Source organism: Mesorhizobium sp. L-2-11, from assembly GCF_016756595.1.
Classification (GTDB): domain Bacteria; phylum Pseudomonadota; class Alphaproteobacteria; order Rhizobiales; family Rhizobiaceae; genus Mesorhizobium.
The window spans coordinates 306217-330926 of record NZ_AP023257.1 but is presented as its reverse complement, the minus strand read 5'-3'; the positions used below and the strand labels follow the sequence as shown (position 1 = coordinate 330926).

Annotated in this window: 20 protein-coding genes; 6 read left to right on the top strand and 14 right to left on the bottom strand. The window is 63.9% G+C overall.

What is annotated here, in order from left to right:
• Window positions 1–159: 159 nt before the first annotated feature.
• The gene (locus JG739_RS01500) at window positions 160–1515 is read right to left on the bottom strand and encodes an ABC transporter substrate-binding protein (protein ID WP_202364932.1); all 1356 of its coding nucleotides are present in this window, start codon (window positions 1513–1515) and stop codon (window positions 160–162) included.
• Window positions 1516–1876: 361 nt separating this feature from the next.
• On the opposite strand from JG739_RS01500, the gene JG739_RS01495 reads away from it, so the two are divergent.
• Window positions 1877–2899, top strand: coding sequence for a substrate-binding domain-containing protein (locus JG739_RS01495; protein ID WP_202364931.1), 1023 nt, complete (start codon window positions 1877–1879; stop codon window positions 2897–2899).
• Window positions 2900–2947: 48 nt separating this feature from the next.
• On the opposite strand, the gene JG739_RS01490 is transcribed toward JG739_RS01495, so the two are convergent.
• From JG739_RS01490 to puuE, 12 genes are all read right to left on the bottom strand, one after another.
• Window positions 2948–4450 (bottom strand): S8 family serine peptidase, encoded by a 1503-nt coding sequence (locus JG739_RS01490; RefSeq protein WP_202364930.1) that lies wholly within the window; start codon window positions 4448–4450, stop codon window positions 2948–2950.
• A complete protein-coding gene (locus JG739_RS01485) occupies window positions 4440–5108 on the bottom strand; it encodes an anti-sigma factor (RefSeq protein WP_202364929.1) in 669 nt (222 codons plus the stop codon). Before JG739_RS01485 ends, JG739_RS01490 begins: the two co-directional genes overlap by 11 nt.
• Window positions 5105–5671: a sigma-70 family RNA polymerase sigma factor gene (locus JG739_RS01480; RefSeq protein WP_202364928.1), complete on the bottom strand. Its 567-nt coding sequence runs from the start codon at window positions 5669–5671 to the stop codon at window positions 5105–5107. The genes JG739_RS01485 and JG739_RS01480 overlap by 4 nt, the downstream gene beginning before the upstream one ends.
• Before the next feature lie 242 nt (window positions 5672–5913).
• On the bottom strand, window positions 5914–7566 hold the full coding sequence (locus JG739_RS01475; RefSeq protein WP_202364927.1) for an ABC transporter ATP-binding protein: 1653 nt from the start codon (window positions 7564–7566) through the stop codon (window positions 5914–5916).
• Window positions 7566–8390, bottom strand: a complete 825-nt coding sequence (locus tag JG739_RS01470) for an ABC transporter permease (RefSeq protein ID WP_202364926.1) — start codon at window positions 8388–8390, stop codon at window positions 7566–7568. Before JG739_RS01470 ends, JG739_RS01475 begins: the two co-directional genes overlap by 1 nt.
• A 10-nt stretch (window positions 8391–8400) precedes the next feature.
• Window positions 8401–9360 (bottom strand): ABC transporter permease, encoded by a 960-nt coding sequence (locus JG739_RS01465; protein ID WP_202364925.1) that lies wholly within the window; start codon window positions 9358–9360, stop codon window positions 8401–8403.
• Window positions 9361–9376: 16 nt separating this feature from the next.
• A complete protein-coding gene (locus JG739_RS01460; RefSeq protein ID WP_202364924.1) occupies window positions 9377–10963 on the bottom strand; it encodes an ABC transporter substrate-binding protein in 1587 nt (528 codons plus the stop codon).
• A gap of 156 nt (window positions 10964–11119) precedes the next feature.
• Window positions 11120–13105 (bottom strand): CocE/NonD family hydrolase, encoded by a 1986-nt coding sequence (locus JG739_RS01455; RefSeq protein ID WP_202364923.1) that lies wholly within the window; start codon window positions 13103–13105, stop codon window positions 11120–11122.
• Window positions 13106–13174: 69 nt separating this feature from the next.
• A complete protein-coding gene (locus tag JG739_RS01450; RefSeq protein ID WP_202367296.1) occupies window positions 13175–13768 on the bottom strand; it encodes a nucleoside deaminase in 594 nt (197 codons plus the stop codon).
• Window positions 13768–14271, bottom strand: coding sequence for an ureidoglycolate lyase (locus JG739_RS01445; protein ID WP_202364922.1), 504 nt, complete (start codon window positions 14269–14271; stop codon window positions 13768–13770). The genes JG739_RS01450 and JG739_RS01445 overlap by 1 nt, the downstream gene beginning before the upstream one ends.
• Window positions 14268–15116: a bifunctional allantoicase/(S)-ureidoglycine aminohydrolase gene (locus JG739_RS01440; RefSeq protein WP_446720527.1), complete on the bottom strand. Its 849-nt coding sequence runs from the start codon at window positions 15114–15116 to the stop codon at window positions 14268–14270. The genes JG739_RS01445 and JG739_RS01440 overlap by 4 nt, the downstream gene beginning before the upstream one ends.
• 92 nt (window positions 15117–15208) lie before the next feature.
• Window positions 15209–16642, bottom strand: coding sequence for an allantoinase PuuE (gene puuE, locus JG739_RS01435; protein ID WP_202364920.1), 1434 nt, complete (start codon window positions 16640–16642; stop codon window positions 15209–15211).
• Window positions 16643–16835: 193 nt separating this feature from the next.
• Here puuE and uraH point away from each other — a divergent pair, with 193 nt between their 5' ends.
• The 4 genes from uraH (at window position 16836) to xdhC (ending at window position 22318) form a co-directional block, all read left to right on the top strand.
• On the top strand, window positions 16836–17210 hold the full coding sequence (gene uraH, locus JG739_RS01430) for a hydroxyisourate hydrolase (protein ID WP_095493926.1): 375 nt from the start codon (window positions 16836–16838) through the stop codon (window positions 17208–17210).
• Between the two features lie 3 nt (window positions 17211–17213).
• Window positions 17214–18695: a xanthine dehydrogenase small subunit gene (gene xdhA, locus JG739_RS01425; RefSeq protein WP_202364919.1), complete on the top strand. Its 1482-nt coding sequence runs from the start codon at window positions 17214–17216 to the stop codon at window positions 18693–18695.
• A 208-nt stretch (window positions 18696–18903) separates the two neighbouring features.
• Window positions 18904–21252, top strand: coding sequence for a xanthine dehydrogenase molybdopterin binding subunit (gene xdhB, locus JG739_RS01420; protein ID WP_202364918.1), 2349 nt, complete (start codon window positions 18904–18906; stop codon window positions 21250–21252).
• Window positions 21253–21328: 76 nt separating this feature from the next.
• Window positions 21329–22318 carry a xanthine dehydrogenase accessory protein XdhC gene (gene xdhC / locus JG739_RS01415; protein ID WP_202364917.1) on the top strand — a complete coding sequence of 330 codons (990 nt, stop codon included), beginning with the start codon at window positions 21329–21331 and terminating at the stop codon, window positions 22316–22318.
• A gap of 21 nt (window positions 22319–22339) precedes the next feature.
• Here the strand turns inward: xdhC and JG739_RS01410 are convergent, their stop codons facing one another.
• Complete coding sequence (locus JG739_RS01410) at window positions 22340–23260, bottom strand: LysR family transcriptional regulator (protein WP_202364916.1); 921 nt, start codon at window positions 23258–23260, stop codon at window positions 22340–22342.
• Window positions 23261–23491: 231 nt separating this feature from the next.
• Here JG739_RS01410 and JG739_RS01405 point away from each other — a divergent pair, with 231 nt between their 5' ends.
• The gene (locus JG739_RS01405; RefSeq protein WP_202364915.1) at window positions 23492–24709 is read left to right on the top strand and encodes a urate hydroxylase PuuD; all 1218 of its coding nucleotides are present in this window, start codon (window positions 23492–23494) and stop codon (window positions 24707–24709) included.
• The last annotated feature ends 1 nt before the right edge of the window (window position 24710 follow it).

Below are 24710 nucleotides of genomic sequence, written 5' to 3'. Positions count from 1 at the left end.
CCACCGGTCGGATCCGGGCCTGGAATCCCATCCCGGTAGAGTCGGGATGGGATTCCATTTTCTTGTTTGACCATGATCTTTTCCGAAAACCGGTCTCCACTTTTCGGGATCATGGTCCAAGTTCCGGATCCATGCAGGATCGGACGTTCGTCGGGACGCCTACTTGATCGCGTCCCAGCTCTTCTGGATGTCGGTGGCGACATCCTGGGCGGACTTGCCGCCGACGAGATCGATCATGCCGGTCCAGAAGGCGCCGGCGCCGATCTTGCCCGGCATCAGGTCTGACCCGTCGAAGCGGAAGGTCGAGGCTTCGGCAAGGATTTCGCCCTGCTTCTTCAGCGCGTCGCTGGCATAGGCGTCCTTGTTGACCGACTTGAACGGCGTCACGAAGCCGCCCTGGGCCATCCAGATCTCATGGGCGAGTGGCATCTTCAGGAATTCGATGAACGCGCGGGCACTCTTGCTATCCTTGGTGATCATGGCCAGCGTGCCGGCGCCGAGCACCGGGGTGCCGAGGTCGGGCTTGGCAGCGTAAGGTGGGTAGTAGAAGAAGTCGGCGTCCTGGCCGATCTCGGTGCCTTCCGGGAAGAAGGTCGGGATGAACGACGCCTGGTGGTGCAAATAGCATTTCGGCGGCACCGAGAACAGGCCCTTCGGGCTATCGCGAAAATCGGTCGCCGCCACCGCCTTGGCACCGCCGTCGACCATCTTGTCATCGGTCGCGATCTTGCCGAAAATGTCGATGGCGTTGACCACCGCGGGGTCGTTGAACGGAATCTCGTTCTTCACCCATTTGTCGTAGGTCTCGGGCGTCTGGGTGCGCAGCATGATGTCCTCGACCCAGTCGGTCGCCGGCCAGCCGGTGGCGCCGCCCGAACCGAGCCCGATGCACCATGGCGTGCCGCCGTCGGCGATGATCTGCTTTTCGAGCTCGGCGAGCTCTTCCTGCGTCTTCGGCACTTCGTAGTCGGCTTCTTCGAAATTGTCCGGCGAGTACCAGACCAGCGATTTCACGTCGGCCTTGTAGGGGAAGGCGAAGAAGCCCGGCTTGCCGTCCTTGTCGTTGAAGGTGCCGAGATCGACCCACGACTGGCCGGCGCCGTAGTTGTCCTTGATCCAGTTGGCGGTGTCGTCGCCGAGCGGCGTCAGCAGGCCCTTGGACGCCAGATCCTGGATCAGGCCCGGCTGCGGCAGCACGGCGATATTGGGCGGGCTGCCGGCTTGCGTATCGATGACGATCTGCTGTTCGTAATTTTCCGACGATGAGTATTTGACCTCGGCGCCGGTGGCTTCCGAGAAATAGTCGAGAACGGTGCGGATGAGGCCCTCGTCCTCGCCGCGCCATGGCCCGAAGATCGACAGCGTCTCGCCCTTGAGGTCGACTTTTTTGAGCTCTTCGTAGTTCGCCCAGTTGAAGCGGGGGTCTTCGCCCGGCTTGAACTTCAGTTCGGCCTGCGCCGGTGCGCCCAAGGCGAGCGCGACAGAAGTGGCGCCCAGCAGAAGCATTTTCCTCATCGGTATTCCCTCCCAGTGGTGACAAACATGGGACGGAACCTCCATTCCGTCCGCCGACGCCGCAGGACTGTGACTCACTCGGAAAGGAACCGCAACCTTTCGAAGAGTCTTCCAAAGCGCTTTGGAGGACTCGATCACGCCATCGAATCGATCGCAAGTCAAGAGGGTGGAGGATCAATCGATTTAATGCGCTGACACAGAGAGCGAGAAACTGCGCTGCAGCATGCTTTTTTGGGCTGCAGCAGCATATTTTTCTTCAAACTGCTCGGAAACGGTGCTTATGGTCTTTGTCTTGACGAGTGCTGCCGGTTGCGGGCCGGGTCACCCGTAGTTAAAGCGCTTTGAGGCTTGGAGGCCTCCGGTGAACCTCAAACAGCTTTCCCACATGCTGGCGCTTTCGCAGACGACGGTAAGCCGCGCTCTGAACGGCTACCCGGAAGTCAACGAGGAAACGCGCCGGCGGGTGATCGACGCCGCCAAGCGCCACGGCTATCGCCCCAACCCGAGCGCGCGTCGGCTGGCTACCGGCAAGACCGGGATGATCGGTTATGTCTTGCCGACCGGGGCGGCCGCCGACATCGACCCGCATTTCGTCGAATTCCTGTCCGGTCTCGGCGACTATGCCCGTTCGCACGAACTCGACCTGGTGCTGTCCCCCGCCGATGCCGACGACCAGGAGACGACCTACCGGCGTATCGTCGCCAACCGGCAGGTCGACGCCGTCTATATCTCGTCGCCGAGGCCGGCCGACCGGCGGGTGGCGCTGGTCAGCAAGCTCGGCATTCCCTTTATCGTTCATGGCCGCAGCGAAGGGCTCGATTTCGACTACCCTTTCACCGACATCGACAATGAGGGCGCCTTCCACGAGGCGGCACGGCTGCTCGTCCAGCTCGGTCACCGGCGGCTGGCGCTGATCAACGGCGACGGCCGCGAGACCTTCGCCATCCACCGCGAGCGCGGCGTGCGCCGGGCGCTGGCGGCGAGCGGCCTGGTGCTTGACGATGGCGATGTCTGTTCGCTCGCCATGACCGAGGAGAACGGCTACCGCGCCGCCAGACGGCTGCTCGAGCGCAGCGATGCGCCGACCGCGATCGCCTGCTCCAGCCTGATCATGGCGCTCGGCGTCGTGCGCGCGGTGCGCGATCTCGGCCTGACCATTCCGGGCGACCTGTCGCTGATCGCCCACGACGACGTTTTTCCATGGCTGAAGCCGGAGAATTTTTCGGTGCCGTTGTCGACGACGCGTTCGTCGATCCGCCTGGCCGGCGCGCGCATCGCCGAGCGGCTGGCAGCGCGGATTTCCGGATTGGAAGAGGGCGCCCGCGGCGAGGTCTGGCCGGTCGACCTGGTGGTCAGGGGATCGGTCGCCGGAGCGCCTGCGTAAGGCTTGGCGGGTACTGGGAAATGCGTCGTCGCGGTTCGCCCCCGTGACTTATTCCTTCGCCGTCGCGGCCGCCTTGATGTTGAGCAGCCCATAGCCGAAATCACTGTCCCTGCCCTTGGGGCCAAGATCCCTTGCCGTGGCGGCCAGCACCTTCTCGACCCAGTCGGCGGAGCGGTCGGGCGCCGCATTCAGCAGATTGGCGATCGCGCCGGTGACGATCGCTGCGGCAAACGAGGTGCCGGTGACGACATCCGAACCGGCGCCGCTCGGCGCTACCATCTCGACGCCGGGTGCGGAGAGGAAGACGTAGGCGCCGCGATTGGCCTGCTGCATCAGCCCGTCCCTGGCATCGGTGGCGGTCACCGCGATGACGCCGTCGAAGGCGGCCGGGTAGCCGTAGGGCGCCTTCGGCCCGTTGTTGCCGGCGGCGGCGACCAGCACGATGCCCAAAGCCCGAGCATTGCGGCAGGCGACGCCGAGCAGGTCGTTCTTCGGGCCGACGAAGCTCATATTGATGATGCGGACATCCTGCTCCGCCGCCCAGTCGAGCGCCGCCAGGATGACGTCCATGGTCGACTTGCCGCCCTCGAAGGCGCGGGCGTGGTAGATCCTGGCGCCCGGCGCCATGCCTTTGAGCGCGCCGACGCCGGCGATCAGGCCGTCGATCGAGGTGCCGTGATCGCGCGCCTCGATCGGCACGTCGGGCATGGCGTTGAACTGATCGGCGATGACGCCGGAGAGTGCCGGATTGGTGTCGTCGATGGCAGTGTCGACGACGGCGATGCGCACGTTCTCGCCGCTCGCCTCTTTCGCATCGAGCGCGATGCGCTCGAAGGCATAGTTGACGATGGTGGCTGCCTGCTGCAGCGAGTAGATATGGTTGGCCTCGCGCCGCAAAGTGCGGCCGTCGGCGGCAAGCTGCGCCAGCACGACGCCGACCGGGCGGCCGTCGGGAATGCCGAAGCGCACCAGTGTCGAGCCGAGCAACTGAGACTGGCGCTGCGAGCGCACCGCGAGGCCAAAGGAGGCGGCGATCTGCTGGACGGCGCCGCCCTCCACCGTCACCAGTACCTCGTCCGGCACGAAATCACCGACGATGGCGCGCGGCGGCTCGGCCGCGACGAGATCGCTGGGCGAAACGATCGGGCCGCCCGCCGCAGCGGCCTGTATCGCTGCCGCACCGGCAGGCGGTACCGGCGGCGGCAACGCACCGCTGGCCGGATCGCGGCGCGGATCGGGCGTCGGCAGCGGCGCCTGGCCGCCGCCGACAGGATTAGGGAACAGGTCGACGATCAGCGCGGGAAGAAACACCGCATTTGTCACGGCAGGGCCTGCGCCGGGCTTTTCGCCGTTGTTATCCCCTGGCCTTTCGCCGCTGGCATCCTGTGTGTCGTCCTCGAAGCAGTCGGCCGCCGTCGCTCCTCGGTTGAGGCAGTCGATTTCCGACTGCGTAAGGTTCGGATCATTGGTCTGCGCCAAGGCCGGCGCAGCAGTGATCATCATCGCCGCTACAAGCAGCGCCGCAAAGCGGATGACCGCCCTAGCCGCCATCGACCGGTTTCCTTCCCTCGACCACAGCCTCGGCAAACGGCTGGGCGGCAATCAGGCCGAGCAGTTTGTCATAGTCGGCTGCGGTCGTCGCCGGAATGCCAAGGCGGAAGACGCCGTCGGCGGTCGGGCCGCCGGCAATCTTCAGCTGGTGTTCGCCAAGAAAAGCGACAATGTCGGCCATCTTTGCGTCCGGCTTGAACGTGACCAGCGCGAACGGCATTTTCGCCAGATCGCCTTGCTCGCCGGCAATTTCGAAATCGCTGTCCATGCCGCCGGGCTGCTCAAACGACTGTACGACCACAAGCGCCAGCAGAGCCGCGGCCGCAGCCCAGGCGACGCCGGCAGGCACCGCCGTGAAGCGGCCCCACGCTTGCGCCAGCCAGGACGACGCCGCCGGCGCGCGCGCTGGACCGGCCTCGGCGTCGAGCGCCCGGGCGAAGCGGCTGAGCGCGTCGGCCGGCGGACGGATCGCTTCGTTGGATGCAGCGGTGCTGGAGAATTCGGCTTCGGCCTCGCCGAGTGCGGCAAGCGCTGCCGGGTCTGTCGCCAGCCATTCCTCGACGGCTTCGAGCTCCGCGCCTTCCAGCGAGCCATTCAGATAGAACGGCAGCAGCGTTTCCATTTCATCGCGGCGCGACATCTTTTCAGCGGCGCTCATGGCCACCCCCTGTCGTAACCGGCGGCCTTGAGAGCCTCGCCGAGTTTCTTGCGGGCGTAGAACATTCGGGTCTTGACGGTGGCGACCGGGATGCCGAGCACCTCGCCGATCTCGGTCACCGACTGTCCGTGGTAGTAGGCTAGGTCGATCACCGTTCGGTGTTCTTCCGGCAAGGCATCGACGAAGCGTCGCAATGCTGCGCCCTTGTCTTCCTTCATGGTGACGACTTCCGGAGAGTCGGCGCCGTCGGCGACCTGGGCCGCGTCATCGTCGTCGATCCAGTCTTCCCTTTTCTTGCGCAGCGACGACAGCGCCTTGAAGCGGGCGATGCCGAGCAGCCACGTCAAGACTTCCGAGCGCCCCTCGAAGCCGGGCGCCTGGCGCCAGAGTTCGAGAAACACCTCGTTGGCGATATCGTCGGCCATCATTTCCGATCCCGTCTGGCGCACCACGAAGCGGTAGACTCGAGCGTGGTGGCGCATGAACAGGAGCCGCACGGCGGCACGGTCGCCTTTGGCGACCCGGCCGACAAGCGCGCGATCGGTTTCCGTGGCCGCCATCATGGCCGGTCGAGCCGCCTGGCTCCTGTCTGCTCTGTCGCTGATCGGCCCAAAAAGGTTCACCGCTATCCGCCCGGAATTCTCTGAAAGCTAGCCGAAGAGCGACGGTGTTGCCAGAGATCTCCTTCTCCCTGTCCCTATACGGGAAGAAGGTCCGGGCAGCGGGATGAGGGGCGGCGCCAGCGCTCGCTGTTCACGCCGAGCGTTCGCGCTGCCCTCGGCAAGCCGAGGCGCCACCGGGGTGTCTAATTGCCGGCGCTGGCCATGCGCCGTCCCTTGATCGCCTTTTCCAGCCAGCCGATCTCCATTTCGGGGACCGAGGACAAGAGAAGGTCGGTATAGGCATCGAACGGCGGCGCCAGCACCTGGCTCTTGGCGCCGTAGCGCACCACCTCGCCGCGATACATCACCGCGATCGAATCGGCGATCGACTTCACCGTCGCGAGGTCGTGGGTGATGAACAGATAGGCGACGTTCTCCTCCTTCTGCAGCTCGAGCAGCAGCTTCAGGATGCCGTTGGCCACCAGCGGGTCGAGCGCCGAGGTAACCTCGTCGCAGATGATCAGCTTCGGCTTGGCGGCAAGCGAACGGGCGATGCAGACGCGCTGCTTCTGGCCCCCGGAAAGCTCGGCCGGGTAGCGGTCGACAAAGCCCTTGCCCATTTCGATCTTGTCGAGCAACTCGGCGACGCGCCTGTCGCGCTCGCGGCCGCGCAGACCAAAATAGAATTCGAGCGGCCGGCCGACGATGGTGCCGACGGTCTGGCGCGGGTTCATCGCCACGTCGGCCATCTGGTAGATCATCTGCAACTGGCGCAGATCCTCCTTGGGCCGGTCGGCAAGCCGGTTGGCGAGCGGCCGCCCGTCGAAGGTGACTGTGCCTTGTTCGGGCGGCAACAGGCCGGTGATGGCGCGGGCCAGCGTCGACTTGCCCGAGCCGGACTCGCCGACCACCGCCAGCGTCTGGCCCGGATAGATGTCGACCGAGACGTTCTTCAGCACCTTGATATGGCTGCGGCCATAGGCGGCGGTGATGTTCTTGACCGACAGGAACGGCGTCGTGCCAGGCTTCTGCTCCTGGTGCTCGATCTCATGCACCGAGACCAGCGCATTGGTGTATTCCTGGCGCGGTTCCTTGATGATCTGGCGGGTGCCGCCCCATTCGACCAGCCGGCCGTGGCGCAGCACCATGATTTCGTCCGACACCTGGGCGACGACGGCAAGGTCGTGCGTGATGTACAGCGCCGCGACATGCGTGTCGCGGATGGCGTCCTTGATCGCCGCCAGCACGTCGATCTGCGTCGTCACGTCGAGTGCCGTGGTCGGCTCGTCGAAGACGATCAGGTCGGGCTCGGAGCACAGCGCCATTGCCGTCATCACACGCTGCAGCTGGCCGCCTGACACTTGGTGCGGAAAGCGCTCGCCGATGCTTTCGGGGTTCGGCAGGCTGAGCTTCTTGAACAGCGCGATGGCGCGTTTTTCGGCCGCACCCCGTGTCGCCGTCCCATGCAGCAGCGTCGCCTCGACCACTTGGTCCATCAGCCTGTGCGCCGGGTTGAAGGCGGCGGCAGCCGATTGCGCGACATAGCAGACCTCGCGGCCACGCAGCTTGCGAAAGCCCTCCTTGCCGCCCTTCAGGATGTCGCGGCCGTTGAGGATGACTTCGCCGCCGGTGATGCGCACGCCGCCGCGGCCATAGCCCATCGACGCCAGGCCGATGGTCGACTTGCCGGCGCCGGACTCGCCGATCAGGCCGAGCACTTTGCCTTTCTCGAGCGTCAGCGAGACGTCGTGGACCAGCACGATGTTTTTCGGCGCCTCGCCCGGCGGAAACACTGTCGCCTCGATGCGCAGATTACGGATATCGAGCAGCACCGACTTTGCTCGCTGGTCAGCCATCACCCGCGCCCTCCCTTCAGGCTTGTCGTGCGGTTGAGCACCCAGTCGGCGACAAGGTTGACGGAAATCGCCAGCATGGCTATCGCCGCCGCGGGGATGAGCGCCGCCGCGATGCCGAAGACGATGCCGTCCTTGTTTTCCTTGACCATGCCGCCCCAGTCGGCGCTAGGCGGCTGCACGCCGAGACCAAGGAACGACAGCGTCGACAGGAACAGCACGGCATAGATGAAGCGCAGGCCGAGTTCCGAAACCAGCGGCGACAATGCATTGGGCAGGATCTCGCGGAAGATGATCCACACGCTGCCTTCGCCGCGCAGCTTGGCCGCCTCGACGAAATCCATGACGTTGATGTCGACGGCGACCGCTCGCGACAGGCGGTAGACGCGGGTCGAGTCGAGGATGCCCATGACCAGGATCAGCGTCACCAGATTGGTCGGCAGCACCGAGAGCACGACGAGGCCCATGATCAGCGTCGGGATCGACATCAGGAGGTCGACGAGACGTGACAGCAGCGTGTCGAACCAGCCGCCGAAGACCGCCGCCGAGAAGCCGAGGATGGCGCCGAGCGAGAACGACAGCGCGGTGGCCAGCACGGCGATGAACAGCGTGACGCGGGCGCCGTAAATCATCCGCGAAAGAAGGTCGCGGCCGAGATTATCGGTGCCCAGCCAATGTGTCGCCGACATCGGTCCCCAGACATCGCCGACGATCTCCCCATTGCCGTACGGCGCGATCCAGGGCGCGAAGATCGCTGCCAGCACGAACAGCGCCGTCAGCAGCAGGCCGATCAGCGCAGGGATGGGGATGCGTTTTATGTCGAGCATGCCCGCTCCCCTATTTCGGATGTCTGAGACGCGGATTGGCGACGATCGCCGCTATGTCCGCAATGATGTTCAAGCTGATGTAGACGGCGGCGAAGATCAGGCCGACCGCCTGCACCACCGGCACGTCGCGCTTGGTGACGTGGTCGACGAGATATTGGCCCATGCCCGGATAGACGAAGATCACTTCGACCACGACGACGCCGACGATGAGATAGGCGAGGTTGAGCATGACGACGTTGATGATCGGCGCAATCGCATTGGGAAAGGCATGCCTGCGGATGACGGCGAATGCCGAAAGCCCCTTGAGCTCGGCGGTTTCCACATACGCCGATTGCATAACATTGAGGATCGCGGCGCGCGTCATCCGCATCATGTGGGCGAGCACCACCAGCGTCAGTGCCGCCGCCGGCAGCATGATCGCCTGCACGCGCTCGCCGAAAGGCATTCCGTCATAGACTGTCGAGATGCCGGGGAAGATCTGGTATTTCACGGCGAAGAAATAGACCAGAACGTAGCCGATGAAGAATTCGGGAAACGAGGTCGAGGCAAGCGCCAGTCCGGAGATCAGCTTGTCGACCCAGCCATTGCGGTAACGCACTGCGATCAGGCCGAGGACGATCGCCAGCGGCACGGCCACGACCGCCGCCCAGAAAGCGAGGAACAGCGTGTTCCACAACCGCCCCTTGATCGACGCCGCAATATCCTGCCCGCTCGACATGGCGGTGCCGAGATCGCCGGTCACGACGCCGCCGAGCCAGCGGAAATAGCGGATAAAGGCCGGATCGTTGAGGCCGAGCTGCTCGCGCAGATTGGCGAGCGACTCCGGTGTCGCCGACTGCCCGAGAATAGCTTGGGCGACGTCGCCGGGCAGAATCTGGGTGCCGGCGAAGATCAGGACCGATACGGCCAACAGCAGGAGGATGCCCAGCGCAATGCGCTGGGCCACCAGTTTCATGATGGGTGAGGACATATCCGCAAGGCCAGGCTCAGGCTTCGAGCCAGCACTTTGCCAGAGCGTACCCGTTCATCAGTTCCTGATGCGGATCGTCGACCCAGCCGGCGACCTTGGCGCCCGTCGCGTCGATGAACTGGTTGAACATCGGCAGGATCAGGCCGCCCTCGTCGCGCACAAGGACAGCCATGTCGTGGTACATCGCCTTGCGCTTGGTCTCGTCGAGCTCGGCGCGGGCCGCCAGCACCATCTTGTCGAAATCCGGACGCTTGAAACGCGTGTCGTTCCAGTCGGCGCTCGACAGGTAAGCGGTCGAATACATCTGGTCCTGGGTCGAGCGGCCACCCCAGTAGGAGGCGCAGAAGGGCTGCTTGTTCCAGACTTCGTTCCAGTAGCCGTCGCCCGGTTCACGCTTGAGCTCGATCTGAATACCGGCCTTGGCGGCGCTCTGCTGGAAGAGCTGGGAGGCGTCGACGGCGCCGGGGAAGGCAACGTCCGAGGTCCTGAGCAGGACGGCGCCGTCGTGGCCCGACTTCTTGTAATGGAACTTGGCCTTGTCGGGATCATACTTGCGCTGTTCGATCTCAGTGAACAGCGGATAGGACGCATTGATCGGGAAGTCGTTGCCGAGCGAACCATAGCCTCTGAGAACCTTGTCGAGCATCTCCTCGCGGTCGATCGCCAGCTTCAGCGCCATCCTGAGATCGTTGTTGTCGAACGGCGCCGTGTTGCAGTGCATGATGAAGACGTAGTGGCCAGGGCCGGCATGGTTGCGGATGGTGACGCCGGGCAGACGCTTGATCAGGTCGACGATCTTCGGCTCGACGCGGTTGATCATGTTGACCTGACCGCCTTGCAGGGCCGAGGTGCGCGCCGTGGCGTCGTTGATGACAATGATCTCGATCTGGTCGGCATGGCCCATCTTGTCGCCCTGCCAGTAATTGGCGAAGCGCTCGCCGCCATGGCGCACGCCGGGCTCGTTGGTGGTGACCTTGTAGGGCCCGGCGCCGATGCCGGCATCGGCCTTGTCCTTGCCGCCGTTCGGCTGGACGATCAGATGGTAGTCGCTGAGCAGATAGGGCAGGTCGGCATTGGCCTCCTTCAGCGTCAGCACGACTTCCTTGCCGCTGGCCTTGATGCTCTCGATGCCCTTCATGTAGCCGAGCGCGCCCGACTTCGACTTCTCGTCCGAATGCCGTTCGAGGGTGGCAGCCACGTCCTCGGCGGTCACCGTCTTGCCATTGTGGAATTCGACGCCGTCGCGGATCTTCAGCGTCCACACCTTGGCGTCGTCCGACGAGCCGATCTCCTCGGCGATGCGGTTCTCGAGGGTGCCTTCCGGCGAAAGCTCGACGATCAGTTCGCCCCACATCTTGCCGAAGGCGAACGGCACCTGGGTCATGAACAGGGCCGGATCGAGGCTGTTGGTGGACTCGCCGCCGACCAGGCCGGCCTTCAGCGTGCCGCCCTTGACCGGACCCGCGGCGCGCGTCGCGCTTGAAAGCAGCGAGTTGGCGAAGGTCGCGGTGACACCGAGCGCTGCCGCCCGGCCGAGAAAATCACGACGGCTCAGTTTGCCGGATGCGACGCGCCGGCTAAGAAATTCCAGTTCGTTCGACATGTTGAGTTCCTCACTCTGTTGGTTCGACCTTGTGGTCGTTTTTTATGGTTTCTTGTGAGGAGAATAATGACCGCAAGGGAACCCCGTAAGCAAGACCGAATGCGACATGCCGTGGCGTAAATCGTACGTCGCAATTGGACCAATCCGAATAAGCGCTCAAAGCAGATTGCGCGGAATGCTCTCCTCGAAATTACGCTCGAAAACCAGTTTCTCGCCTTCATAGGCTTCGATTCTGGCGTGGACCATGAAGCTTTGCGCGTCGGACCGCATTTCGGCTGACGATTCGGTGCGCACCGACCATCCATTTCGCGACAGCGTCTGGGTCCAATGCGTCTTGCCCGAGGCCGATAACGGATCGTCGGGGTGGATCGTCCATGTCTCTCGCGCGATGCTGCCATTGGCGAGGCCATGCTCCAGATCACGCACCTCGCCGAAATCGTCGACAATGGAAAGCGTGATCATTCCGGTCTTTTCATCGCAATTGACATGACGCTCGGAATTGGCGGCGCGGATCGTCTCCGTCGCCCACGGCGCGGCTGCCTCCGGCCTGGGGAATGTGACTTCGTCAGCTTGCGCCAGCGGCCGCAGCGGCAGCTTCAGCGTTGCCGCCGACAGGTCGAGCCGGACCGGCTCAGGCGAGGGCCAGATCATCGGCCAGTAGGCGTTCGAAACGGCAATACGCAGCCGGTGGCCTGATGGTACGCGATAGGCACATTGGTCGAGCACGACCCGGGCGTTGACGGCTTCACCCGGCACCAGCGCTTCGGGAAATTCGTGCGAATTGCGGTGCGTCAGGTTGAGCACGCCGTAGGAGATCAACTCGGACGCTCCGTCGGGATGCACGTCGCACAGCCGGATGGCAATGTTCGCTTGCGGCCGGTCCGACGAAACCCTGACCGACACCTCCGGTGCACCGACAATGTCGATCGCCTCGGTCAGCACCGGCTGGTCGAAGCAAACCGACAGCGCATCGTCGGGGCGCTGGTCGCCGGGCAATTCCGGTCCGAAGGTGAAGGGAAAATATTCGCCACCGGCAAGGCCGCAGCTTTGCGGCGAAGCGACCATAGCAGGCTTGCTGCCTTCTGCGATCAGTTCGACTTCCTGTGTCTTGATATCAGGCGATGGCCACACCGGTTCGGCGACCCAGCGGCCCGGCCGTTCGGAATGCCAGCGCGCGGGGCGCACGCTGTCCATGACATAGGCGCGGTAGGCGGGGTCGGCCTCGACGCCGGTGTCGACGCCCTTCAGCCAGCGGTCCCACCAGCGCAACGCCTCCTGCAGGAAGCCGACGCGCGGTTCGGGTGCGGCATAGTGCGGGTATTTGTGGATCCACGGGCCGACGATGCCTTTGACCGGCGCCTCGATATTGGCGACGAGATGGGAAATGGTGTTGCGATAGCCGTCATGCCAGCCGCCGATCGACAGCACGGCGGCTTGGATGGCGGAATAGTTCTCGCAGATCGAGCCGCGTTTCCAATAGGCATCGCGGTGCTGATGCTTCAGCCACAGCGGCGCCAGGAAGGGCTGGTTCTCCAGCCGGGTCAGCCACAGGTCGCGCCATCTGTTGTCGCCGGCCAGCAGCGGATCCGGCGGCCGCGACGAATAGGACAGCATGGTCGAAGCCCAGCCGAAATTCTCGATAAGCAGGCAGCCGCCCTTGTAGTGAATGTCGTCGGCATAGCGGTCGACGGTCGAGCACAGGCTGATCACCGCCTTCAGCGCCGGCGGCCGCTTGGATGCTGTCTGCAGGCAGTTGAAGCCGCCCCAGGAGATGCCCATCATGCCGACATTGCCGTTGCACCAGGGCTGGTCAGCCGCCCAGGCGATCACGTCGCAAGCGTCCTGCAGTTCCTGCTCGGAATATTCGTCGTCCATCAGCCCTTCGGAATCGCCATTGCCGCGCATGTCGACGCGGATCGAGGCGTAGCCGTGACCGGCGAAATAGGGATGCGTCAGCTGGTCGCGAAAGATGGTGCCGTCGCGCTTGCGGTAGGGTAGATGCTCGAGGATCGCCGGCACTGGATCGTCGGCAGCATCAGCCGGCATCCATACCCGCGCCGACAGCCGGCAGCCATCCGGCATGACGATCCCCATGTCCGGAAATTCGATGACTTTGCGGGGAAATTCAGTGATGGTCTTCATGCGGCCACATGATGGAGCCGCTGCCGATGCGTCATGGGCCAGCCACCGAAATCGGCTGGTCAATCCGCGTCAGCTCAGCGGAATGTCGTTTTCGTCCTTGCTCGACTGATAGGCGCTGGACAATTCGTCATAGCGTGCGGCGATCTCGCCGATCCGCGTTTCCAGTCGCAGGCGCTCGGTCTCGGCCAGCGACGATACCAGTCTGCGGATCGAAAAACTCTTCCAGTAGGCGTTCTCGGCATTGTAGCCGCCGGGGTCGAGGGCGAAAACCTCTTTCAGGATCTTCAGATCGTGCGGGATGGCAAAGCTGTCGCGCGAATCCTCGTGGCTGAACAAATAGTAGAAATTGTCGAAGCCGGTCCAGGTGATCGCCGACAGGCAGAGCGAGCAGGGTTCATGCGTGGCGAGAAAAATCGCGTCCTTGGTGTCGACGCGCTCAGCCTTCGGCATTTCATAAAACCGCTTCAGGCAGTGCACTTCACCATGCCAGAGTGGATTTTCCGTCTCGTTGTTGGTTTCGGCGAGCACCAGCGAGCGGTCTTCCTTCCGCAGGATCGCTGCGCCGAACAGCTTGTTGCCGTGGGCGACGCCTTCGGCCGTCTTCGGCACGATGTCGTGCTCAATGACGTCGAGCAGGCGGTCGATCAGCGAGACGTCGGCCATCATGCGGTCCCATCGGGGAGATAGATCTCGTAAGCGTGCGAGAAATGGCACTCTTCGAGGTTGGCGCCGTCGCCACCGCGGTCGACGACGAGGAAATCCTGGGCCTCGCCGATCGGCGTTAGCACACCGTGCCAGCGATTGCGCGGATAGTTGACGCCCTGCCCGGGCGCGGTGAGGAAGGCGTGCGGCTCGCCCGGGCCGTCGTCGCCATCATGGCAGACGACGACCAGGAATGGCCGTGGCGACAGCGGGATGAAAGCCTGGCTGCCGAACGGATGACGCTCGACCATGGTCAGCTTCAGCGGAAAATCGTAAGGCGTGCCGCGTACCATGGAGATCAGCACACGCGCATTCGGTCCCAGCGCTTGCGCCGAGGCGAGGTCGTGATAGCGCTCGGCCTTGCCGCCATTGATCGGGTAGTGATTGTCGCCGCCCATATCGATGACGTCGCCGAACTCGGCAAAATTTTCGCGGGTCAGCGGCCGTGCCACGATGCGGGTCATGGCGCGCGCCTCGCAACGCCGGCGCCACCAAGCTTGGCGTGCCGGTTGACATCCTTGTAGAGCAGGTAGCGGAATTTTCCGGGACCGCCGGCATAGCAGGCCTGGGGGCAGAAGGCGCGCAGCCACATATAGTCGCCGGCCTCGACCTCGACCCAGTCCTGGTTGAGGCGGTAGACCGCCTTGCCCTCCAGCACATAGAGGCCGTGCTCCATGACATGCGTCTCGGCGAAGGGGATGACCGCGCCCGGTTCGAGCGTGACGATGGTGACATGCATGTCGTGGCGCATGTCTTCAGGGTCGACGAAGCGCGTCGTCGCCCAACGGCCCTCGGTGCCGGGCATCGGCGTCGGCGCAATGTCCTGTTCGTTGGCAAAGAAGGCTTGCGGGACATCAATGCCTTCGACGGCCTCGTAAGTCTTGCGGATCCAGTGGAAGCGGACAGCAGCGCCGCTCTCGTTGAGAACGCTCCATCCGCTGGCCGGCGGCAGGAAAGCAAAGCCGCCCGGCTGCAGGACATGCTTCTCGCCAGCCAGCAAAACGCTCAGCTCGCCATCGACGACGAACAGGGCGCCCTCGGCGCCGGCATCCGGTTCCGGCCGGTTGCTGCCGCCGCCGGGCGCGACCTCGACGATGTATTGCGAAAACGTCTCGGCAAAACCCGACAGCGGGCGCGACAGCACCCAGACGCGGGTCTTGTCCCAGAACGGCAGGGCGCTGGTGACGATGTCCTGCATCACCCCCCTTGGAATGACGGCGTAGGCCTCGGTGAAGACGGCGCGGCCGGTCAGCAGCTCGCTCTGGCCGGGGTGGCCGCCACGCGGGGCATAATAGGTTCGGTCGGCCATTTTCACATCCATCGGTTCAGAGCCTATTGCGGAGCCAAAGCGTATTGCGCCAAAGTGTATTGCCGAGCCAAGGCCTGTCGCGGAAGCCAAGCCTATCGCGGAAGCATGTCCTTGAGGCGGAGCAGCGCGATGCGCTCGACCTGTTTGCAGGCGGTTTCGAACTCAGCGGCGCGGCTGTTGCCGATGCGCGCCTCGAACTCCGCCAGGATTTCCTGCCTGGTCTTGCCTTTCACCGCGATGATGAACGGGAAGCCGAAACGGGTGACGTAGGCGGCATTGAGCTTTGAGAACAGCTCGCGCTCTTTGTCGGTCAACGCGTCGAGCCCGGCGGAAGCCTGTTCCCTGGCCGATTCCGTCGTCAGCCGCTTGGCCTGCGCCAGTTTGCCGGCAAGGTCGGGATGGGCATTGAGCACGGAGAGCCGCTCGGTCTCGCTGGCGCCGCGATAGACTCGGCACAGCGCATTGTGCAGGCCGCCGGCACTATCATGCGCCGGGCCGAGTTCCAGTTGGTAGGCGCGCTCGGCGATCCACGCCGAATGCTCGAATACGCCGCCGAAAGCCTGAACGAAGGCCTCGAATTCCATTTTCGACGGGCGCAGCGCCGGCGGCCGGAACTGGTGGGTTGTTTGCCAGTGCCTCGCAATGTCGATGCGCCGCGCCAGCCAGACCCTGTCGTGCGATTTGACGTAGTCGACAAAGCGCTTCAACGCCGCGACCCGGCCGGGCCGGCCGACGAGGCGGCAGTGCAGGCCGATATTCATCATGCGCGGTCGTCCCGCCTTGCCCTCGGCGTAGAGCGTGTCGAATCCGTCCCTGAGGTAGGCGAAGAACTGGTCGCCCGAGTTGAAGCCCTGCGGCGTGGCGAAACGCATATCGTTGGCATCGAGCGTATAGGGGATGATGAGCTGCGGCTTTGTCGACCCGTCCGGCCCATCATGCTCGAACCAGTAGGGCAGTTCGTCGTCATAAGTGTCCGACACATAGTCGAAGCCGCCCTCTTCCGCCGCCAGCCGCACGCTGTTGATCGATGTGCGGCCGGTGCACCAGCCGGTCGGCCGTGCCCCGGTCACCTCGTAGTGCAACTGAATCGCCTCTTCCATGTCGCGGCGCTCGTCCTCCGGCGCATGGTCGCGATAGTCAATCCATTTCAGCCCGTGCGAGGCGATTTCCCAGCCGGCCTCCTGCATCGCTGCGACCTGGTCGGGCGAGCGCGCCAGCGCTGTGGCGACGCCGTAGCAGGTGACCGGCACCTCAGCCTCGGTGAACAGGCGCAGCAATCGCCAGAAGCCGGCGCGCGCGCCATATTCGTAGATCGATTCCATGTTCCGGTGGCGCTGCCCGAGCCAGGGTGCAGCGCCGACGATCTCGGACAGGAAGGCTTCCGAAGCCTTGTCGCCATGCAGGACGCAGTTCTCGCCGCCTTCCTCGTAGTTGACGACGAACTGCACCGCGACATGCGCCCCGCCAGGCCATTTCGGATCCGGCGGATTGGCGCCGTAGCCGCGCATGTCTCGTTCGTAACGCATCGTCGCTCCTGCCGGATGATGGTATCAGGATAGTCGAAAGCGCCGCTTGCGCATTCCCCCGAAAATTTTGAAAGTGTTTTTGCAGCGCTTCACTCGACCGGGACTTATGCATCGCCTTTAATTGGCGCACAATTCGTCAAATATGTTCGATTGTACCGGGCATGTTCGATTTTGCCGGAAATGGGAGCAGCCAGTGGCGGAAACGTCGAAAGCCGAAGGCGGACGTCTGACGACCCATGTCCTCGACACCGCGACCGGCAGGCCTGCGGCAGGTCTGTCGATCGAGCTTTACCGTATCAACGACGACATGCGGACGCATCTGAAGACGGCGGTCACCAATGCCGACGGCCGCTGTGACGCGCCGCTGCTTGCCGACGCGGAATTCCGCACCGGCGAATACGAACTGGTCTTCGCGGCCGGCGACTATCTGCGCCGGCAGGGATTGAGGCTGCCGGAACCGGCTTTCCTCGACAGCGTGCCGATCCGCTTCGGCATGGCAGAGCCGGTGCACTATCATGTGCCGCTGCTCATATCGCCCTACGGCTATTCGACCTATCGCGGGAGCTGACACATGACCGGGCTCAACATACGCAGCGAGATACGCTTCATCCTCAATGGCGAGAACGTTGCGTTGACCAGGGTTGCGCCCGACGCGACCTTGCTCGACTGGCTGCGGCTCGAGCGCTCGCTGCGCGGCACCAAGGAAGGCTGCGCCGAGGGCGATTGTGGCGCCTGCACCGTGCTGGTCGGAAGGCTGTCAGGCGGCCGGCTGGTCTATGAAAGCGTCAATGCCTGCATCCGCTTTCTCGGTTCGCTCGATGGCACGCATGTGGTGACTGTCGAGCATTTGCGCGGCGACGGCGAAAAACTGCATCCGGTGCAGCAGGCGATGGTCGATTTCCATGGCTCGCAATGCGGCTTCTGCACGCCGGGCTTCGTCATGGCGCTTTATGCCCTGTGGATGCGGTCGCCTGAGCCTTCGGATGCAGCCATCGAAAAGGCGCTGCAGGGCAATCTCTGCCGCTGCACCGGCTATGAGGCGATCGTCCGCGCCGCGCGTGCCATCTCCAGCTATGGTAAGGCGGCAAAGGACCCGCTGGCGACGGAGCGCGAGGCCGTCACGGCCAGGCTTGCGGCTATTAAAGACGGTTCGCGCATCGAGATCGGCGCCGGCAAGCAGCGCCTGGTCGTGCCGGCCGATGCCGACGACCTCGCGGCCGTGCTCGATGCGGAGCCGGGCGCCACCATCGTTGCCGGTTCGACCGATGTCGGCCTTTGGGTGACGAAGCACATGCGCGATATTGCGCCGGCGATTTTCATCGGCAATCTCGACGGGCTCTGCGGGATTTCCGAAGACAAGGGCGTCATCTCGATCGGCGCAGGGGTCACCTACACCGAGGCTTTCTCGACGCTGGCGAAGCGCATACCGGCGCTCGGGCCGCTGTTCGATCGCATCGGCGGCGACCAGGTGCGCAATATGGGCACGATCGGCGGCAACATCGCCAACGGCTCGCCGATCGGCGACACGCCGCCGCCATTGATTGCACTCGATGCGAGGCTGACGCTGCGCCGCGGCAACAAGCGGCGGACGATCCCGCTCGAAGACTTCTTCATCGCCTATGGCAAGCAGGACCGGCAGCCGGGCGAATTCGTCGAGGCCGTGCATGTCCCGGTACCCGCGAAAGGCACGAAGTTTGCCGTCTACAAGATCACCAAGCGTCGCGACGAGGACATCACCGCAGCACTTGGCGCATTCCTGCTGACCCTGGCCAAGGACGGCACGGTGGTGGAGGTGCGCATCGCATATGGCGGCATGGCGGCAACGCCGCAGCGGGCTCTTGGCGTGGAAAAGGCGCTGCTCGGCAAGCCCTGGACAGAGGCGACGGTCGAGACCGCCATGGCCGAGTACGCCAAAGACTTTACCCCGCTGACCGATATGCGGGCGAGCGCCGAATACCGGGCGCTGGCGGCGAAGAACCTGCTGCTGCGTTTCTTCGCCGAGACCAGCGGCACCAAGGCGCCGATCCAGGTTTCAAGATACGAGGCGGCGTGATGTATACCAACGCCAGTGAACAAACAGCCGAACGGTCGCGAATAGCGTCCTTCTCCCCGTTCACGGGAAGACGATGCCGGCAGGCAGATGAGGGGCGGCCCCGTCGTCGATCGATGTTCGCAAGCTCATCAACGTCAACGCTGCCCCTCATCCGGCCCTTCGGGCCACCTTCTCCCCGTGAACGGGGAGAAGGGAGGAGAGGCGCGCCATGACCACGCACGCTCCCAACCTCAGGGCACAGAAAATCGCTGGTGGCGTTGCCACCGACCAGCGCCATGATTCCGCGCACAAGCATGTCCGCGGCACCGCCGTCTATATCGATGACATGCCGGAGCCATCCGGCACGCTGCATGGCTGCCTCGGGCTTTCGACGGCCACGCATGCCACCATCACCAGCATGGATCTGTCGGCGGTGCGCGCAGCACCCGGCGTGGTCGACGTTCTGACGGCGAGCGACGTGCCGGGCGAAAACGACATTTCGCCGACCGGCCGTCACGACGAACCGGTGCTGGCCGACGGCAAGGTGCAGTTCTTCGGCCAGCCGATCTTCTGCGTCATCGCCGAAACCCGCGAGCAGGCCCGCCGCGCCACAAGGCTGGCCAAGGTCGAATACAAGGAATTGCCTTTCGTCACCGATATCGGCGCGCTCGATCCCCGCAAGGACAAGCTGGTCACGCCGCCGCTGATTCTGAGGCGCGGCGATGCAGTGGCTGCGATCAAGGCGGCGCCGCGCCGGTTGAAGGGAAAAATGCGCATCGGCGGCCAGGACCATTTTTATCTCGAAGGCCAGATCGCCATGGCCATTCCCGGCGAGGATCAGGACGTCACGATTTATGCCTCGACCCAGCATCCGAGCGAAATCCAGCACATGGTCAGCCATGCGCTCGGCGTGCCGAGCCATGCCGTCACGGTCGAGATCCGCCGGATGGGCGGCGCTTTCGGCGGCAAGGAAACGCAGGGCAACCAGTTTGCCGCGCTCGCGGCGATTGCTGCGAAAAAACACCATCTCGCCGTTAAAATCCGGCCCGACCGTGACGACGACATGATCGCCACCGGCAAGCGCCACGACTTTCTGGTCGATTACGAGGTCGGCTTTGACGACGAGGGCAATATTCTTGGCGTCGATTTCATGTTCGCCGCGCGCTGCGGTTTCTCGGCGGACCTCTCAGGCCCAGTGACCGATCGCGCGCTGTTCCACTGCGACAACACCTATTTCTGGCCGGCGGTCCATGCGCAATCGGCGCCGCTCTACACCAACACCGTGTCGAACACCGCCTTCCGCGGCTTCGGCGGGCCGCAAGGCATGGTCGGGGCCGAGCGCGTCATCGAGGAGGTCGCCTTTGCCGTCGGCAAGGATCCGCTCGAAATCCGTAAGAAGAACTTTTATGGCACCAGCGACCGCAACGTCACGCCTTATCATCAGACGGTCGGAGACAACATCATCCACCGCATCGTCGCCGAGCTGGAGGCGAGTTGCGACTATGCGAGGCGCCGCCGCACCATCGAAGCCTTCAACGCCAACAGTCGCTTCATCAAGCGTGGATTGGCGCTGACGCCGGTCAAGTTCGGCATCTCGTTCACCGCCACCCACTACAACCAGGCCGGCGCGCTGGTGCATGTCTATACCGACGGTTCGGTGCATCTGAACCATGGCGGCACCGAAATGGGGCAGGGCCTCTACGTCAAGGTTGCGCAGGTGGTGGCGGAAGAGTTCCAGATCGACCTCGACCAGGTAAAGATCACCGCGACGACGACCGGCAAGGTCCCGAACACCTCGGCGACCGCCGCATCGTCCGGTTCCGACCTCAATGGTATGGCGGCGCAGAACGCGGCCCGCCAGATCAAGGAGCGGTTGACCAATTTCGCCGCCGAAAAATACCAGGTGCCGCGCGATCAGGTGGTGTTCCTGCCCAACCGGGTGCGCATCGGCAACCAGGAGATCGCCTTCGCCGATCTCGTCAGGCAGGCTTATATGGCGCGCATCCAGCTTTCGGCGGCGGGCTTTTACAAGACGCCGAAAATCCATTGGGATCGCGACAAGGGCGAGGGCCGTCCCTTCTACTATTTCGCCTATGGCGCCGCGTGCTCGGAAGTGTCGATCGACACGCTGACCGGCGAATATGTCGTCGAGCGCACCGACATCCTGCACGAGACCGGACGCTCGCTGAACCGCGCCATCGACCTAGGCCAGGTCGAAGGCGGCTTCATCCAGGGTATGGGATGGCTGACGACGGAGGAGCTTTGGTGGGACGAAAAGGGTCGGCTGCGAACCCATGCGCCATCGACCTACAAGATTCCTCTCGCCTCGGACCGACCGAAGATCCTCAACGTGACGCTGGCCGATTGGCCGGAAGCGAGCGAGCCGACGGTGCACCGCTCCAAGGCGGTCGGCGAGCCGCCGCTGCCGCTCGGCATCTCGGTGCTGCATGCGCTGTCGGATGCGGTGGCAAGCGTTGCCGACCACCGGATCTGCCCGCGCCTCGACCCACCGGCGACGCCGGAGCGGGTGCTGATGGCGATCGAACGGCTGAAGGAGGAGGCCAGGACCGGTGCTTGAACTCGGTCCCGGGTTCGTACAAGGCGTGCAATCCGGGCCAAAAAAACCTATGTTTCCCGATAGGGAAAGCAAAAACATGACCTCGAAAGTGCAAAGCCTGAAAGCATTTCTTGGCGGCGCCGGCCGGGTTGCCCTGGTCGAGGTGGCCGAGACCAAAGGCTCGACGCCGCGCGAGAAGGGCGCCTTCATGCTCGTCTCGGGCGCGGCGATTTTTGGCACGATCGGCGGCGGCCAGCTCGAATATATGGCGATCGACAAAGCCCGGCAGCTGCTTATCTCCCCCCTTGAGCGGGAGATGGCCGCGGAGCGGCCAGAGGGGGTCGTCTCAGAAGGCACCGCCAGAGCGTCGAGCACGGCCGCGGCGACCCCACCCGACGGCTTCGCCGCCACCCTCACCCCAAGGGGGAGGGATGTCAGCGCCACGCTCGACATCCCGCTCGGGCCCGAGATCGGCCAGTGCTGCGGCGGCAGGGTCGAGGTGCTGATCCGGCTGATCGACGCAGCGCTGGCACAGGAACTGGTCGCGGCGGCGGATGCCGAGGAAGCGCAGCTGCCGCATGTCTACATCTTCGGCGGCGGACATGTCGGGCGGGCGCTGGCCTCGGCGGTGGCCTTGCTGCCGGTGCGTGTTGTCATTGTCGAGACGCGGGCCGAGGCGCTGGAGGGCATGCCGGATGCTGTCGAAACAAGCCTGACGCCGATGCCAGAGGCGATGGTCCGCGAGGCCCCGGCCGGAGCTGCCTTTGTCGTCCTCACCCACGACCACGCGCTGGATTTCCTGATCGTCGCCGAGGCGCTGAAACGCCGCGATGCCGCCTATGTCGGCATGATCGGCTCGAAGACCAAGAAGGCGACGTTCAGGAACTGGTTCCTGAAGTCGGCGGACGGTAGCGAGGCGGAATTTGCCCGCCTCGTCTCGCCGATCGGCGGCGATGCGGTCGAGGACAAGCGTCCGCAAGTGATCGCAGCCTTGGCGGCGGCCGAGATCATGACGGCGCTGGCCGCCCATGCTGGCGCACGAGCCGCGCCGCACCCCGTCTCTCGTGGCAAGGCAATCGCCGGCTGACGGCCAGAATTCGGGCCACGCTCATTTGCCGGCCAGAATATCCTTGATCAGCCGCTGGCAGCGCTCGGCCATAAAATCGAGCAGCAGCCGCACCTTCGGGTCCTGCAGCTTCTTGTGCGGGTAGACGGCGGCGAACTGGACCGGCGTCGGTGGCGTGTCGGGCAGGATCACCTTCAGCCGGCGGTCGCGGATGAACGGCTCGACCTCGAAGCGCGGCTTGTTGATGATGCCGCGGCCCGACAGCGCCCAGCCGGTCAGCACGTCGCCATCGTCGGTATCATAGGGTCCGTGCACTTCGAATTTCCGCGGACCGTCGGCCATCTGCAGCGTCCAGACATATTCGCGTGCGCCGGAATAGCGCAGCATCAGGCAGTCGTGCTTCTTTTCGATCAGTTCCTGCGGCTCGGTCGGTTCGCCGCGCGTTTCCAGATATTTCGGCGCTGCCACCAGCACCCGCTCGCACTCCATGATACCGCGCATTCTCAGGCTGGAATCCTCTATGATGCCCAGTCTGAACGCGACGTCGATGCCTTCCTTCATGATGTCGACATTGTGGTCGGAAAGTCTCAGCCGCACCTCGATGTCAGGATACTTGTCGTGGAAGTCGGGGATTCCCGACGCTACCAGCCGCCGGCCAAGTCCGAGCGGCGCTGTCACCTTGATGGTGCCGCGCGGCTGGCCGGACAATGCGGTGACAGCGGCTTCGGCCTCGGTGATCGCCTCCAGTACCTGCTTGGCGCCGGAGTAGAACACGGTGCCGTGCTCGGTCGGCATCAGCTGCCGCGTGGTGCGATTGAACAGCCTGACACCAAGATGTTTCTCGAGCTCCTTGATGCGGTTGGAAGCGACCGCCGGCGAGATGCGCATGTCGCGGCCCGCCGCCGACAGATTGCCGAGCTCGACGACGCGAACGAAGACGGCGATGTTGTCGAGATAGGCCATGCGGATTCGTGGCTCTCATGTGATCAGCCTAGTGCATGACCACGAAAAATCGGAATCGATTTTCGTAAGGATCATTCACCAGATAAAAGTTCTACAGCGTCCTTTGTGCGTCCAAGCGACGCGCTGCGCTGTAGTATTTTCCATTTTTTTTTGAAAGTCATCGTGCAGCTCAGCCCTTTCCGTTTGCGCTGCAGTCCGTAAAGTCGCCCGATCGGCAGGGACGACTTTTCAATGTTGGATTTCGCGATTTTCTGGGACTGGCTGAGTTTCGCCGTGCGCTGGCTGCATGTCGTCACCAGCATAGCCTGGATCGGTTCGTCCTTCTATTTCGTCGCGCTCGATCTCGGCTTGCGCCAGCGCCCGGGCATGCCCGCCGGCGCCTTCGGCGAGGAATGGCAGGTGCATGGTGGCGGCTTCTACCACATCCAGAAATATCTGGTGGCGCCGGCGGAAATGCCTGAGCACCTGACCTGGTTCAAATGGGAATCCTACGCTACCTGGCTGTCGGGCTTTGCCATGCTGTGCGTCGTTTACTATGCCGGCGCGGACCTCTTCCTGATCGATCCCAACGTGCTGGCCATGTCGGCGCCTACAGGCATCTTGCTGTCACTGGCGACAATCGGCGTCGGCTGGGTCGTTTATGATCTCTTATGCCGTTCGCCGCTTGGCAGGAGCGATACCGGCCTGATGCTTGTGCTCTATGCCGTGTTGGTGTTCATCGCCTGGGGTCTTACCCATCTGTTCACCGGCCGCGCCGCTTTCCTACATCTCGGCGCCATCACCGCGACGATCATGTCGGCCAATGTCTTCATGGTCATCATCCCGAACCAGAAGATCGTCGTCGCCGACCTGATCGCCGGCAGGAAGCCAGATCCGAAATACGGCAAGATCGCCAAGCAGCGCTCGCTGCACAACAATTACCTGACGCTGCCCGTTCTGTTCCTGATGCTGTCGAACCACTATCCGCTGGCGTTTGCTACCCAGTTCAACTGGGTGATCGCCTCGCTAATGTTCATCATCGGCGTTTTGATCCGGCACTATTTCAACACCAGGCACGCGCGCAAGGGCAACCCGAGCTGGACCTGGCTGGCGGCCGCCGTCCTGTTCGTCGTCATCATCTGGTTGTCGACGGCGCCGAAAGTGCTGACCGGCGACGTCAAGGCGTCCTCGGCGGCACAGATTTATGTCGCTTCGGCGCATTTTCCCGCAGTGCGCGACACGGTGCTTGGCCGTTGCTCGATGTGCCACGCGCAAGAGCCGTCCTACGAGGGTATCTATCACGCGCCGAAAGGTGTGATGCTTGACACGGACGCCGGTATCGCCGCGCAGGCCCGCGAGATCTACCTGCAGGCCGGCCGCAGCCACGCGATGCCGCCGGGCAATGTCACCCATATCACCGACAAGGAACGGGCGCTGCTGGTGGCATGGTTCGAGGAGGCAGGGAAATAGG